General features: G+C 41.0%; 14 protein-coding genes and 1 pseudogene. 3 read left to right on the top strand and 12 right to left on the bottom strand.

Annotated elements, in window-relative coordinates; genetic code table 11:
- Nucleotides 1–177: 177 nt before the first annotated feature.
- A pseudogene (locus tag ABTQ23_RS10805) lies at nucleotides 178–339 on the top strand (phage integrase N-terminal SAM-like domain-containing protein); the annotation flags it as partial.
- Nucleotides 340–534: 195 nt separating this feature from the next.
- Here the strand turns inward: ABTQ23_RS10805 and ABTQ23_RS10800 are convergent.
- Genes ABTQ23_RS10800 through gad form a run of 3 tightly spaced genes read right to left on the bottom strand, consistent with a single transcriptional unit; the run spans nucleotide 535 to nucleotide 4,347 of the window.
- Nucleotides 535–1,674: an MFS transporter gene (locus ABTQ23_RS10800; protein ID WP_408615735.1), complete on the bottom strand. Its 1,140-nt coding sequence runs from the start codon at nucleotides 1,672–1,674 to the stop codon at nucleotides 535–537.
- The gene (locus ABTQ23_RS10795; protein ID WP_408615734.1) at nucleotides 1,671–3,116 is read right to left on the bottom strand and encodes a PDC sensor domain-containing protein; all 1,446 of its coding nucleotides are present in this window, start codon (nucleotides 3,114–3,116) and stop codon (nucleotides 1,671–1,673) included. Before ABTQ23_RS10795 ends, ABTQ23_RS10800 begins: the two co-directional genes overlap by 4 nt.
- The gene (gene gad, locus ABTQ23_RS10790) at nucleotides 3,106–4,347 is read right to left on the bottom strand and encodes a glutamate decarboxylase (protein WP_408615733.1); all 1,242 of its coding nucleotides are present in this window, start codon (nucleotides 4,345–4,347) and stop codon (nucleotides 3,106–3,108) included. The genes ABTQ23_RS10795 and gad overlap by 11 nt, the downstream gene beginning before the upstream one ends.
- A gap of 924 nt (nucleotides 4,348–5,271) precedes the next feature.
- Between gad and ABTQ23_RS10785 the strand changes: the two genes are divergently transcribed.
- Nucleotides 5,272–5,547 carry a type II toxin-antitoxin system TacA family antitoxin gene (locus tag ABTQ23_RS10785; protein WP_408615732.1) on the top strand — a complete coding sequence of 92 codons (276 nt, stop codon included), beginning with the start codon at nucleotides 5,272–5,274 and terminating at the stop codon, nucleotides 5,545–5,547.
- Nucleotides 5,544–6,038 (top strand): GNAT family N-acetyltransferase, encoded by a 495-nt coding sequence (locus ABTQ23_RS10780; RefSeq protein WP_408615731.1) that lies wholly within the window; start codon nucleotides 5,544–5,546, stop codon nucleotides 6,036–6,038. Before ABTQ23_RS10785 ends, ABTQ23_RS10780 begins: the two co-directional genes overlap by 4 nt.
- 81 nt (nucleotides 6,039–6,119) lie before the next feature.
- Here ABTQ23_RS10780 and ABTQ23_RS10775 read toward each other — a convergent pair whose 3' ends face one another.
- The 9 genes from ABTQ23_RS10775 to gcvP all read right to left on the bottom strand — a co-directional run bounded on the left by ABTQ23_RS10775 (nucleotide 6,120) and on the right by gcvP (nucleotide 13,552).
- Nucleotides 6,120–6,548, bottom strand: a complete 429-nt coding sequence (locus ABTQ23_RS10775; RefSeq protein WP_408615730.1) for an ester cyclase — start codon at nucleotides 6,546–6,548, stop codon at nucleotides 6,120–6,122.
- 117 nt (nucleotides 6,549–6,665) lie between these two features.
- Nucleotides 6,666–7,025, bottom strand: a complete 360-nt coding sequence (locus ABTQ23_RS10770) for a hypothetical protein (RefSeq protein ID WP_408615729.1) — start codon at nucleotides 7,023–7,025, stop codon at nucleotides 6,666–6,668.
- Nucleotides 7,026–7,155: 130 nt separating this feature from the next.
- The gene (locus ABTQ23_RS10765) at nucleotides 7,156–7,536 is read right to left on the bottom strand and encodes a nuclear transport factor 2 family protein (protein ID WP_408615728.1); all 381 of its coding nucleotides are present in this window, start codon (nucleotides 7,534–7,536) and stop codon (nucleotides 7,156–7,158) included.
- Nucleotides 7,537–7,618: 82 nt separating this feature from the next.
- Entirely contained in the window at nucleotides 7,619–8,134 is a 516-nt protein-coding gene (locus ABTQ23_RS10760; protein ID WP_408615727.1) for a hypothetical protein, read from the bottom strand.
- A gap of 37 nt (nucleotides 8,135–8,171) precedes the next feature.
- Entirely contained in the window at nucleotides 8,172–8,501 is a 330-nt protein-coding gene (locus tag ABTQ23_RS10755; protein WP_408615726.1) for an SMI1/KNR4 family protein, read from the bottom strand.
- A 106-nt stretch (nucleotides 8,502–8,607) separates the two neighbouring features.
- Nucleotides 8,608–9,012 carry a hypothetical protein gene (locus ABTQ23_RS10750; RefSeq protein ID WP_408615725.1) on the bottom strand — a complete coding sequence of 135 codons (405 nt, stop codon included), beginning with the start codon at nucleotides 9,010–9,012 and terminating at the stop codon, nucleotides 8,608–8,610.
- 473 nt (nucleotides 9,013–9,485) lie between these two features.
- Entirely contained in the window at nucleotides 9,486–9,755 is a 270-nt protein-coding gene (locus ABTQ23_RS10745) for a hypothetical protein (protein ID WP_408615724.1), read from the bottom strand.
- A gap of 91 nt (nucleotides 9,756–9,846) precedes the next feature.
- Nucleotides 9,847–10,176, bottom strand: a complete 330-nt coding sequence (locus ABTQ23_RS10740; RefSeq protein WP_408615723.1) for a DUF2314 domain-containing protein — start codon at nucleotides 10,174–10,176, stop codon at nucleotides 9,847–9,849.
- Between the two features lie 505 nt (nucleotides 10,177–10,681).
- Nucleotides 10,682–13,552: an aminomethyl-transferring glycine dehydrogenase gene (gene gcvP / locus ABTQ23_RS10735; RefSeq protein ID WP_408615722.1), complete on the bottom strand. Its 2,871-nt coding sequence runs from the start codon at nucleotides 13,550–13,552 to the stop codon at nucleotides 10,682–10,684.
- Nucleotides 13,553–13,614 lie beyond the last annotated feature (62 nt).

Raw genomic sequence — 13,614 nt, 5'->3', positions numbered from 1 at the left:
ATGCGCGTTTTCCGAACCTATTATCTCAAATCGAAAACACATAACTTGTTAATAAACATAAATAATATGAATTTGTTCATGTATAAACGCGCAAAAATTTTTCACTGTTTCCCTTGATATCCGAGAATCTCAAATAACACTGTGCATATATACAGCATCATGAGGTAAGGAGTTATTATGAGTCTAAAAAGCCCATTTCTGAAAGGTCTTCAGGAAGAAATGCGTATGCGTGGTTACAGCATTAGAACAGAAAAAACCTACCTATATTGGATTAAGGTATTCATTCACTTTCACCATAAATATCACTGTGAAACAATGCAAACGAAAGATGTTATACAATAGTTAACTTTTTTGCCAAAAAATAAAATTGAGACAAGCGAAATAAAAAAGCGAACCATGTGGTTCGCTTTTTTATTTAAATTTGTTTATTCAATCCGTCACAATTTTAATTAAAAACTCAAGCTTTATTAAAACAGTTATCACCAATTGCAACAAACCGATATTGAAACGCAGTGCTCTTTAACCGTTGCAGACTTAATAAGTAAATCGCTGAGCTAGTTGGCGGAAAACAAAAATCAGATAAAGCATGGATGCCACAACAATGGTATAAGAAAGCCCTTCACTACCCACCCAATCCATACTGGTGCCAATAATACACAAACCAATCACACCACCGATAGCATCCATCATGGTGTAAGTCATGTTGGCTGACATTTGATCTTCACGGCGAAACTGCTCACCCACCACATTAAGTCCAAGCGCATATATTCCTCCCATACAACCGCCCCACAGATAGAGCAATCCCAAAGCCACACCCAGATTGGCGTAAATTGATAAAGAAAGAAAAGATGCACATACAACAGATAAACATACACAAACAAAAATAAGCTGATAATGATTAATAAACGCGGACAATGTACTGACCAACAAACCAAGTGTGACACTACCCAACATAAACATGGTCAGTAACAGCGCAGCATTTTCTGGTGATAAACCATTTTTTATCCCGTAAATCGTTAAAAACGACGGTAATCCAAAAAAACAGAACCCACCAACCACTGCCGATAACATGATAATTTTTGAATGTTTGAATACAAATACGATCCGAGCCTTTTTGTCTGAATGAAAACTGGGACGTGTCGAGATAACCGAGATCATCACCACTAACACCAGAAGCGATATCACACTACTCAGGTAAAATGGTTGTTGACTGGTCATATCGATAAACCGTATTGCAATAGGTGCCATCGCAATGCCCAGAGATAAACAAGATGAAAACAGGCCCATGATCAGCCCTTTGATTTTTCCTGCAGACATCAGATTTAGCCAGGTTTGCACTATCACCAATAATGCATTGGTCATCAGGCCATAAGCAAACATTCCTAAAACCCAGCCGATAACCATATGATTTGCAGATAAGAAATAGACCACCACACTTCGAACAACCGAACAAATAATGATGGAATTCAGTACTCCCAACTTTTTTACAACCACAGAAATTCGCTGTGAAAACACGATCAGGGCGAAAATGTCACAGGACATAATCAAACCAATCATGGAATTGTTCACCCCTTGCGATTGCAGAATCAACGGGAAAGTGATGTAGTTGATCCCCGAAGAAAGTTGTATCCCAAATGCGGCTAGTACCAAAATAAAAGGGGCTATCTTCCTCATTGCTCGACTTCCCTGTATTTACTGACAGAAAAGGTCAGCTGATATCCTTGTTGTGTCTTGTCATCAATCCAATCAATACTTGCTCCCAATTCTTCTATCCTGGCAACAGTACTGAAAAACTGGATCTGCTGGACACTATAAGTCTCAGCAAAAGAAAAATCGGGCGTAAAGACAGGTGCCTGACAGCTCGATACCCCATCTTTTGCTACACAGACAGAGATAGCTAAACTGACTTCCTCCACCAGCTCATTTTCTAGTCTGACAAATAGTTGCATCACTTCCCGGTCAACATGAAGAATATGCAGAGCCTTCACTAATTCGCTTAATAGCGTCTCATATTGCGCAGAACTGCCGTAAAAATAATTGGGGACCGAGGGTTCTTGATTGATATCAAGCGCAACGACATCACTCGTTGCTAGTGCAATATGGTTGAGCATACTATCCAGATGAAAATTGTCCTCACTGAATATCTTGCTTTGGCTAGATTGAAAATAGTTATTCCAGGCTGATATCCATTGCTCGATATCTTGAACCTGAGTTGTCTCTGTTAAAGGCATTGACTTCACTTTTTGCCCAATTGCCTCTATGACTTGACGGTAATGCCCCGTTTCTGATTGTAAATACTGTTCAAAGTGGGTTTGATTACTGGTAAGTTTTTGATTATCTAAAAGAATAGAGCCCGTATAACGTCTTGAAAACCAAGTCAGTAGGCCAACAATCAAGCCAACAAAAAAGACAATAATAGCGGTTTTCTCAAAAATCAGTGTGATAGGGTGCATCCGCTGATCAAAGTCATTTAGTTGCAAATCCATCCCCAGCACGCCAACAAAACGCCCCTGAGAATCATAAAAAGGAGCATAACCACTGATAAATCGGCCCCAACTATCCTGATATGGACTGGTCACTACACTTTTATGGTCTTTTAGGGCTTGAACTAATTCCGGAGCAGGGTTCTCATACTGTTCCATCAGCGCGGGAGCTAAATCGGGTACACCATCGCCATCGTTATCATTTTGTGGACTAGGATTTACCACAAAATAGACCTTGCCCCCTTTTAAAATATTCGTATAGATATAACGAACATTATGAGAGGCTTCCCTGATTTTCTCTAATGAGTTTGCCACGGCGAGATAATTAGGATCTTGCCGCGAAGTATTTTTATTAAATGTTCGGTGCAAATCCCCGTTAATCGTTGTTGCCGCAGCTGAAACATTAGACAATAAACCTAATTTAATTTCATTTTTTAATACCGAACTGGACTTACTATAGATAAGAAAAGACAAACATCCGACCAGTGATACAATTACGCAAGACAACAATATAGCTTCGATTTTTGGGTGGGGACGAAATATTCCCATATTTGTTTTTTTGTTACTCTTCATATCCAATATGCCCCAATTCCCAATCCTTTGGTCAAACACAAAACAACATTCATCTGGCATGTACCTCACAAATATCCTGAATTAATTCGTCCAGACGGGCATTTGTCATATCTTCCCGAATGACAATTCGCATTACTTTCTGTTTAATATTGCTTGGCATCATATAGCAGGGAATCAACCAACCTTTTTGTTTAAGTTGCGCGGTAAATGTCTCTGACAACTCACCGGTATCATCTTCTAGTAAAAAAGCAACTATTGGCAATGTCTGTTCGCTAATCACTTTAATGCCATCTAATTTATTCAACACTGACGTTAGTTGTTTGGCATGTTTTAGACAATTTGCTATCACAGCCTTATAACCTGCGATGCCATAAAAGAGAAAATTAAAATATTGGGCAATAACTAAAGCGGATGAACGAGAAAAAGTAATAGCAAAAGACTGAGTCTCCCCAGTTAAATAACTGGCGGTCATATTCATTTTGTCGGGCAAAATGGTCTCGTCCCGCAATATTAACCAGCCTATACCGGGATAAACCAAACCATATTTATGCCCGGACAAATTAATAGACTGGACCAGCGGTAAAGTAAAATCCCAGTCAGGTAAAGATGAGTCATCTATAAACGGACGGATAAAGCCGCCAGTAGCAGCATCGACATGAATACCAACATTCCAGCCATGACGCTGATTAAGCTCAGTTAGTCCATCATTAATAGCCTTGATCGGTTCACAGAACCCTGTATAGGTTGATCCCATAACGGCAACAACACAGATAGTGTTTTGGTCCACCAGGGATAACATATCTTCGAGTGGATACTGATTAAAATCTTTAAATACCACTTCCCGAACTTCAATATCGAAATAAGTGGCAAATTTTCGCCAGCATAAATGCGCATTCGAACCTAAAACGATATTGGGTCTATCCGTCAATGCCGCACGTTCTTTCCAGCGACCTTTATGGGCCACCATGGCAATCGCACAAGCTTCAGACGATCCAGATGTCGAACATCCCGTCACTTGCTGTTGATCTGGCGCATGCAGTAGCGTGGCTAATGTGGTTACTAAGATCTGGTGAATTTTAGTTGTTTGCGGAAACTCGTTTTGGTTGATGAGGTTGATACCCATATTATCCATCACCAACTGACGGGCTTGAGGATTCATTTGTACAGCAGTAAAACTACCAAGATCCTTATACCGATCACCATCGGTTTCTAGCTCTTGATTAATTTTGTCATAAACGCATTGTGCTGACATTCCTTCAGCATTTAGGCAAGAAGATAAAACGTCATCCATATACAACTCAGTTATAGTCCATTACGAAAAATCAGCTCGATAATATATTACAATGACAAGACTGGCTACTAATTAGTGTAATATACAGATGCAGACAATTATATGAAATACTTTCTTTTATAATTTTAATTCAGACTTTATTTGCCCAGTTCATAACTAATTCCTAGAAAAAAACATCTTCAGCAGTTTTTTACTTATATTCTTTTTTAGCCAACCTTTAAATACAGACAAATCTATCAATATAAATCTAATTAAAACTCCTGATTGTCCACTTTTTTCCTCTTCGAACAGGCAGGTTACGTATAGCTTAGAGTTTCATTTCAAAGCTGTGGCAACAGGTATTTCATGCTTACTGTCATAGCCACTATTAGATGCTTCCAACACGAAATAAATATTGAGTTAACCCTCAGAATTAGATTAGAGAAATGGCGAATCATTATAGTTTCACGGCATGAAGTAACAGGCTAAATATCCTGCTAATATTGTTGTTATCAATAAAAAACAATCAGCTAATACACTGATTGATTGCCCATAATGCTCAAGTGAGAGCAACGAATTTATTTACGTAAGCAAAGTACTAATTATAAATAATTAATTATTTTAAAATATCACTAGGCAGTTTTAATTCTCGTTCTGAATTTAAGCAAGATATAAATGCTTTCTGAAATTTTCAAAATACCATTAATCATTTTGGTTATTCTTTTTTATGCATAACGCCAAATTAACTGTGCGAGTAACGACGCTACACAGAAGCTGCTACACAGCTTTATAAAAACCAAATTACCTGCAAACCAAGAATACCGCGCGTTACAAATTACGGTTTAACAACTTGTTATTTATGTGCCAAAGTGACACTTTTATTGATTAATTTTGACTTTAATACCATAATGTTTTGTGTGACACTTTGACACAAAGGAGAAAACTATGGCCTCTACATTACCCCGTATCACTGCCAGAGTAGATGTTGATACACAAGATTTACTGACTACAGCCGCTGCCATTACCGGTATGTCTAGCATTAATTCTTTTGTACTGAACGCTGCCATTGAAAAAGCTAAACAGGTTATCGAGCGTGAAGAAACCCTCAAACTAAGCAGAATTGACGCTATGTTACTGATGGATGCTCTCGACCAACCAGCAAAAGCGAATACAAAACTGAAAGTGGCAGCCCAGCGCTACGAAGGAAAAACTCAACAATGAATACGGTACTTCTCGACAAGGCTAAACATGATAGAAACCGATTCAACTGTGGTATCAACGCGCTCAATAACTATCTGAAAGTTATGGCCAGTCAACAAGCTAAAAAAGATAATACCAGAACCTTTGTTCTGGAAGATGAAACCGATAACTCGAAAGTTATTGGGTTTTATACCTTAACCATGACACCAATTGATCTAAAAGCTTTACCGAGCAAACTTCAAAAAAAACACCATTCATCAACGTCTGGCGGACTTATTGCCCGTTTAGCCGTTGATGAACGCTACAAAGGCCAAGGATTCGGCGAATGGTTACTCATTGATGCCCTTCGTAAATTATTAACAGCTAGTGACACTGTAGCCTTTCCAGTCGTTATCGTTGACGCAAAAGATGGCGCATTGCACTTTTACGAGAAATACGGCTTCACTGCATTTCAACATGCTGAAAACAAGTTATTTATCACGATTGCAGATGTTCGGGCCAGCTTGAGCTAATTACACAAAGGGAGCAAGCTAACACCTAATTAACTGTGCGAGTAACGACGCTACACAAAAGCCTCTACACATACTCGTTTGTTAGCTGAATTTCTTAAGGTTGGTTTCCAACTGCTCTCGTAAACCTTGATTCTCTTGTTGAATCCAATATTCCACTATTTGATTTTCACTAACTCGGTACACAGCGCTTCCTACTGTAGAAAGTTCTAGACCTGTCGGCTCGTAACCATAAATTACACCTTCATGGTGACCGTCTTGACGCCAACGCACATAAACCTTTTGACCTTGAACCAAAAACTCTTCGATTGAGAGCTCGAAATGACCGTAAACTTCTAAAAATTCTTCTACATGTTCACGATAGTTTTCAGGTGTTCTTTCAATTGCTTCTGAGACTCCAGAAACAATCTGATGCGCTACAACTACTGGGGCTAGATACTTGCTGACTAAGTCTGGATTTTTCCCAGACCTTACTTGTTCAATAAAACCTCTAACCACTTCTTCCACTGACATCAAATATTCCTTCTATTCTGCTAACGCCTACAATAACGGGCCGTAGTGAAGGAGCGACGCGCCGGAACAGAGATCCGAGCCAACTTGCTGGCGGGTATTGATTGTATTGTTCTGTTTTTACACACTAGAATAAACCTTGGCTTTGCTAAAACAATTATTGAAAAGCTTGATATCTGATACAGAAAACTCTTCATGACTCAATTTCTTTCTCGCAGCTTCCAGATAAGCATATAGCTGCGCTTCGAATGGTGAGTCCTTTTTAATAAAGGCAGCATTTTCGTCTCTATGACTCTCACCATAACAGAGGCGCCCAAGACTTGGCTCAAAATTGAAGCTCAAACCTCCATGTATTACGACAACAACCGCTCCATTTCGATAAAGACATATTTCGGTTATCTTTTCAGGATATAGCGGTGGCTTAGGCCAATCCGTCAGCTCTGTGTATCCAGGAATTGATCTATCAAATGGCTCGCTCATCTACTTCAACTCAAGAAAAACTTAACGCCGCAAACAGTGGCGCTTTCACCAATGTTACAGCACATTTAAAACCTAAAACAACAAGCACCGAAGCGTTAAGCGTCCATTGTTTTGCTTTGTTAGTTGTATTTCACACTTCTACCCTTTTGACCCATTTCGAGCGCCACTCCGGTGCTGGATAATCTTCTGGCCAAAATTCTACTTGCTTCTTAATTAAATCATTTTCGACTGTGTGAAATGTTATTGCTCGTGCTTTGAATTCACCATCAGTGATTGATATATCCGTTACAACCGTTTTGTCCTCACAAACTATAGAATTGATGTCAAATAACCATTTTCCGTTTGCAGGATAATAACTGTTTATTGCTGTAAAATTTTTACGTCCAACAATAAGTTCGGAACTCTGAGGCCAAAAACCTTCAAAATCTTCGGAAAGCCATTCACAAGCGTTGGTAAAATCATTGGATTTCATCGCTTCCCAAAATGAAATCACTACCTCTTTTGACGTCATTAATATCTCCGGACTTTTTAACAACTAACGCCACAATTTGCGCGCGAGCAGAGCGAGTCCGCAACATTGCTTTGTTATAACCTTATTTTTGTGTTTTGTGTTCATCGATTAGCTCTGAGATATCTGTATTCTTGGATTTACCGCCTAATTCAATTATTGACTTAGACACAAACGGATTTTTTGTCTTTTGCCATATATCCATGAGCGCGGCAACACAATAATAGTGAGCCTCCGTATCTTCCGGGGTTGCTAGCATAGCGTTTATTTCAGGAACTATATCAAGTGAATTGATTTCCATTGCCCACTGGGCAGCCCAATAGCGAACCCCGTAATGTTTACTTGCCAATTCATTTTTTAAGTGAGGTAAAACAACCTCAGGTTTAAATGGTCTAAATATGTCATCACAAACCTGGTAGACGCCAAATCCGTCTTCATCGCCAAACGCATTTAGTACAAGAGGAATTGCACGTTCGTCAGGGTTTGAAATCAGGAACTTTCTTACTTCGTTGAAAGTATCAATCTCAGCTTCTGATATTTCTTCATCCGATGGCAAAGGCTGATGTTTGCCTAGGAATTCTAGCGCTTGCTCAATGATCATTTTGGGTTATAACGCTCCGCCCACTTTAATGCGTTTGTTAGGACTTGCTCGTGATGCCGAATTTCTTCGCAAACTTGGGGTCTATCCAAGCCGATTCAACTTGGCCTGGCTCTAGTTCTACTTCTTCTGGAGTCGAGCACCTTGAAACGAATTCATCTATTGAATTAGAAAGAACCTCGATCTCATTTGTTTCGTGATCCCAGAAGCAAACGGCATCATTTAGTAAAACCAAATAGTTACCACAATCGTCTTCGGCCAGGACCTCCGAAGCCGATAAAACTTCAGGAAATGGCTCCTTGGTTTTTCTGATTACGCCGTACCCAATGCCATTTTCGCTTTTGAATACTTTCCCAAATGCTCGATTCATATCTGAGCCCTAACGCTGAGCTCAGTTGCAAAATAGCTGGCGCTACATTTTGGGAACCAAAATTCGTGACAGTTATTTTGTCAATTGCAGCGATTTATTATATGTTTTACCCCACCTTACCCCACCAACCTTTAAATTCCCGTTCTGGTGCGATAAACAAAAGTATACTTCCACATTTTTTACATCGAGCATATTGCTCTGGACCCATTACACCTGAATACGGAAAACTAATATTAACAAAATCTGGTTTGTTAATTAGTTCAAAATTCGGATTATCGCGTAATGAAAAAAGCTTCTCTATCGTAAATTCCTTGTTACAAAAATCACAAGGTGCGAGCTCATCTAAAATTTCACGAGCTACTACGCGATTAAAATGTTTAAGCTGTAAAAACTTGCCTCGTGTGAATCTACTTTCACATTCACTACAATGGTCAATAAGATACTTATAATATTCTGAATCACTTAATTTATTAGAAAGCCATTCCGTCAATATTTGTTCTAATTGTGGCATTAACTCTCCAACATATAACGCCGTGTTAAAGGGCCGGGAAAAGCGTAGCTTTTGGAGGTTCCAAGGAGCGCAGCGACTGATTTCAACGCTTTGTTAGAGGTTTTTTGATGCATACACGTTAATCCAACATTGGCCACACTCAATATGGTCAGATTTTTTAATGAGAGGTGAATTTGTACCCGACTCAATGTCTGGCAATGGACCATTAACTATTAAGAAAATCTCTGATGTTCTACTGCCATCTTGGAGCACTCGATTTACTGACGATGGCTTTCCACACTCTGGGTCGGTAACCATATCTTTAAGATGCTTGCATACAAATTTCTGCCAATCCTCAAGCGGCTTTTCAAGACACCTTACTCCATGAAATTCTACGATCTCCATAAGACCTCTAATGCCCCGCTAAACAGCGAGCGTTGGCGAGTCCGGTGGAGGCCACGCTTTTTGTGGCCGGAACGAATTTGAGCGGCTTGTTATGTTGCATTTAATACGGACTCATATTTGATTAGATGAATATTGCCCATCAGCTTTGAGGCACTAATTAAGTGATGCCAAAACTCCTTAGAAGGGCTTGGATTATCTTCGATTACCCCATCTAGCTCTTCCATAGCTAACAGCAGTTCATTTGCATTGATATGGTCTAAGAAATCATCTTTTCTGTAGCCGTTATCAGACTCTACTGTATTGCTCGGCAGTAATTCGAATGCTGCCATCAATTCAGCCTCGATAAGAGCCCATTCCATAAATCACCTTGCGACATAACGCCGCAAGCAGCGGCGAGCTTTAGCGAGTCCAACACCAAAGGTGTGATGCTGCCTTGCCTTGTTATGTGTTTCATTCTTCATAAATTGCAATTACATGGCATGGATTGAGAGTAACTGACTGCCCGCAGACTACACAATCACTGTCTATCGGGTCATTGTCTAAAGTACCTTTATAAAAAGGAGGGGTTACCTCTGTTACTTCCACCCACATGCGCTCAACCGATATTTCATCCGAGCCTTTAGTTTCTTCCAAGCGAAAAATAAGCTTAACAATATCACCAGGCTTTAGAGATTCTCTTTTGGCCGCCTCAGGGATCCAAAATGAATCAGGATATTCACGGTGAATTTCTTCTCCGTTGTCTAATTCATAATGATCTTTTTCGTATGAAGGTAATTCCATTTATTTCCTAGTACGCATAACATTTTATTAGTGCGCATGCGCATTTATCTTGTTTGGCCAGTAAAAACGCGCACAGTTAACTATCTGTATAAAAAGAACTTATCAGCATTCTATTAAATATACCATCTGGAAAAACGCGTATGCGCGTTTTTCCACCTATTATCTAACCCATAGATTTTATAATCACATGATTTTAAGAACATTTATTCATATTGGAATGTGAAAACGCGCACGAAGTTAGGACGAAAATTTCTAGACTAGAACGTCTGTTTTTGACTGCGCCTCAGACAACGAGTTAACTCGTTTTGGAGCATTTTCGTGCCAGCTAAGATCAAGCTGACACGTTGATGGGCATGAACAATTTAGGCAAGGCAACTTAGTAAAAAGGCGAACCTCTCGGCTCGCCTTCATCAAAGAGTACTAGAATGATCGATTAACCAACTTAATTAAAATAACCATCTTCATTAAATCGTTAACCAACTTCATTCCTCGCCCTCACAAACACTTATTCTTCACGATACGCATCAAGTGGCAGACACGAACAAAAGAGATTTCTGTCGCCATAAACATCGTCAATACGATTCACATAAGGCCAGAATTTATTAGCGCGAACCGCAATTGATGGATAGGCAGCAATATCTTTTGAATATGGATGCGTCCAGTTCTCTTCGATTAAGTCATCCAAAGTATGCGGCGCATTCACCAGCGGATTATCATCACTTGGCCATTGGCCTGCACTCACTTGGTCTGCTTCATGACGAATCGCTATCATCGCTTCGATAAAACGATCCAATTCAGCTTTTGACTCACTTTCAGTTGGCTCAACCATCAACGTTCCAGCCACTGGGAAACTCATCGTTGGCGCATGGAAACCATAGTCATTTAAGCGTTTAGCAATATCTAGTTCGCTAATACCACTTTGCTCTTTCAATGGCCGCAAATCGATAATACATTCATGCGCCACGCGACCATTATTACCTGTATACAAAATTGGATAATGCTCGCTAAGCGATTTAGCGATGTAGTTCGCATTTAAAATTGCAACTTCACTGGCGCGGCGTAATCCTTTAGAGCCGAGCATCGCAATGTACATCCAAGAAATAGGTAAAATCGAAGCACTCCCAAATGGTGCTGCTGAAACAGCGCGTTGGGTTGATTCACCTTTAACCACACTGTGGCCTGGAACAAACGGAGCCAAATGAGCTTTAACGCCGATAGGTCCCATACCTGGGCCACCACCGCCATGAGGGATGGCAAAGGTTTTATGCAGATTCAGATGCGATACATCAGCACCAATAAAGCCTGGAGAAGTCAGCCCTACCTGCGCGTTCATATTGGCGCCGTCTAAATAAACTTGGCCACCGTATTGGTGAATAATCTCGCAGATCTGACGAATGCTCTGTTCATACACACCGTGAGTTGAAGGATAAGTCACCATGATGCAGGAAAGCTGCTCAGAATATTTTTGCGCTTTGCTTTTAAGATCTTCAACATCGATGTTGCCAGCTTTGTCACACTCAACAACCACTACATTTAAGCCAGCCATGTGTGCTGATGCTGGGTTAGTCCCATGAGCCGAGCTTGGAATTAAACAGATATCACGCTGCGCCTGATTAATGCTCGCTTGATAATGGCGAATAGCCAATAATCCTGCGTATTCACCTTGCGCGCCCGAGTTTGGCTGCATGCAAATCGCATCATAACCGGTGATATTAACCAGCCATTTCTCTAATTGGGCGATAAGCCGGGTATAACCTGCTGCCTGCTCCTTAGGGCAGAATGGGTGCAAATTAGCAAATTCTGGCCAAGTAATTGGAATCATCTGCGCGGTTGCGTTTAATTTCATCGTGCACGAGCCTAGCGCAATCATAGAGTGATTAAGCGCCAAATCGCGTCCTTCCAAGCGGCGAATATAACGCAGCACTTCTGTTTCACTGCGATACAGATGAAATACTGGATGCGTTAAAATCGCTGACACTCGCAGCAGTTCTGTGGCAATATTCGGCTGGCTGCGCACTTGTTCATCTAACGCGTCCACTGAAATCTGCTCACTTTTACCAAATAAAACTTCTAGCAAAATAGCTAAATCAGCTGCCGTTGTGGTTTCATCAAGGCTTACGGCAACCGCATTATCTAGGTCACTGCGTACGTTAATTTGAGCTTGCTGGGAACGAGCAAGCACTTGCTCTTTATCAATGCCATCAAGCGTAACGGTATCAAAGAACTGATCAAAGCGAACACTCACACCGTGCGCATGCGCTGCGGCAGCAACAATAGAAGCCATGCGATGAATACGCTGAGCGATTGTTTTTAACCCTTGAGGGCCATGAAAGACAGCATAAAAAGATGCGATGTTGGCTAAAAGCACCTGAGCGGTACAGATATTCGAGTTAGCTTTTTCACGGCGAATATGCTGCTCACGGGTCTGCAACGCCATACGCAAAGCGTTTTTACCACGGCGATCTTTGGATACCCCAATGATTCGTCCCGGAGTTGAGCGTTTATACGCATCACGGGTGGCAAAAAATGCCGCATGCGGACCACCGTAGCCCATCGGCACGCCAAAACGCTGAGTTGAACCAAATACTACGTCAGCGCCCATCTCACCGGGTGCTTTTAATAACACCAGCGACATCAGGTCTGCCCCAACACAGGCTATCCCTTTGCGAGCATGAACCATTTCAATCAGTGGCGTTAAATCACGTACTTGCCCTGTTGTTCCGGGATACTGCAGCAGTGCTCCAAAAACATCTAACTCACTGAGCTGTTCTGGCTCACCAATAATGGTTTCAAACCCGAAGAATTCCGCACGCTGGCAAACCACATCAATGGTTTGTGGATGCGTGTCGTTGGCAATAAAAAATAGGTTGGACTTTTTATTTTTACTAACCCGTTTAGCCATTGCCATGGCTTCCGCGGCGGCAGTTGCTTCATCAAGCAATGATGCGTTTGCCAAGTCCATGCCCGTTAAATCCATGGTCATCTGCTGGAAGTTTAATAGCGCTTCCAAACGACCCTGCGCAATTTCAGGCTGATATGGCGTGTAGGCAGTGTACCAACCAGGATTTTCCAACACATTACGTAAAATAACGTTCGGGATATGGGTGCCGTAATAGCCCATGCCAATATAAGAGCGATAAACTTTATTTTGCCGAGCAATCGCTTTGAGTTCACTTAAAGCCTGAGCTTCAGGTTTGCTCTCGCCAATAGTTAAAGGTTGCGCAAGACGGATATCTTCTGGCACCGTTTCGTGAATCAGATTATCCAGCGAGTCTAGTGATAATGCTTTGAGCATTTCACTTTGCTCTTGTTCGCCCGGACCAACATGGCGACGGATAAAATCCTCTGTTTGGGTCAGTTCGTGTAACGCCAACATGACAAATTCCTGCAAGTTTGCTTATTTGGGGGGGATTATCGTTTCGATAATGAAACGCGCCC

The organism is Celerinatantimonas sediminis, from assembly GCF_046054195.1.
Lineage (GTDB): Bacteria > Pseudomonadota > Gammaproteobacteria > Enterobacterales > Celerinatantimonadaceae > Celerinatantimonas.
This window is presented reverse-complemented; position numbering and strand designations above follow the sequence as displayed.

Excerpts from the sequence above, each read along its gene's own strand:
- ABTQ23_RS10800 (WP_408615735.1), bottom strand. The coding sequence starts at position 1,674 with ATGAGGAAGATAGCCCCTTTTATTTTGGTACTAGCCGCATTTGGGATA.
- ABTQ23_RS10795 (WP_408615734.1), bottom strand. The coding sequence starts at position 3,116 with ATGCCAGATGAATGTTGTTTTGTGTTTGACCAAAGGATTGGGAATTGG.
- gad (WP_408615733.1), bottom strand. The coding sequence starts at position 4,347 with ATGGATGACGTTTTATCTTCTTGCCTAAATGCTGAAGGAATGTCAGCA.
- ABTQ23_RS10785 (WP_408615732.1), top strand. The coding sequence starts at position 5,272 with ATGGCCTCTACATTACCCCGTATCACTGCCAGAGTAGATGTTGATACA.
- ABTQ23_RS10780 (WP_408615731.1), top strand. The coding sequence starts at position 5,544 with ATGAATACGGTACTTCTCGACAAGGCTAAACATGATAGAAACCGATTC.
- ABTQ23_RS10775 (WP_408615730.1), bottom strand. The coding sequence starts at position 6,548 with ATGTCAGTGGAAGAAGTGGTTAGAGGTTTTATTGAACAAGTAAGGTCT.
- ABTQ23_RS10770 (WP_408615729.1), bottom strand. The coding sequence starts at position 7,025 with ATGAGCGAGCCATTTGATAGATCAATTCCTGGATACACAGAGCTGACG.
- ABTQ23_RS10765 (WP_408615728.1), bottom strand. The coding sequence starts at position 7,536 with ATGACGTCAAAAGAGGTAGTGATTTCATTTTGGGAAGCGATGAAATCC.
- ABTQ23_RS10760 (WP_408615727.1), bottom strand. The coding sequence starts at position 8,134 with ATGATCATTGAGCAAGCGCTAGAATTCCTAGGCAAACATCAGCCTTTG.
- ABTQ23_RS10755 (WP_408615726.1), bottom strand. The coding sequence starts at position 8,501 with ATGAATCGAGCATTTGGGAAAGTATTCAAAAGCGAAAATGGCATTGGG.
- ABTQ23_RS10750 (WP_408615725.1), bottom strand. The coding sequence starts at position 9,012 with ATGCCACAATTAGAACAAATATTGACGGAATGGCTTTCTAATAAATTA.
- ABTQ23_RS10745 (WP_408615724.1), bottom strand. The coding sequence starts at position 9,755 with ATGGAATGGGCTCTTATCGAGGCTGAATTGATGGCAGCATTCGAATTA.
- ABTQ23_RS10740 (WP_408615723.1), bottom strand. The coding sequence starts at position 10,176 with ATGGAATTACCTTCATACGAAAAAGATCATTATGAATTAGACAACGGA.
- gcvP (WP_408615722.1), bottom strand. The coding sequence starts at position 13,552 with ATGTTGGCGTTACACGAACTGACCCAAACAGAGGATTTTATCCGTCGC.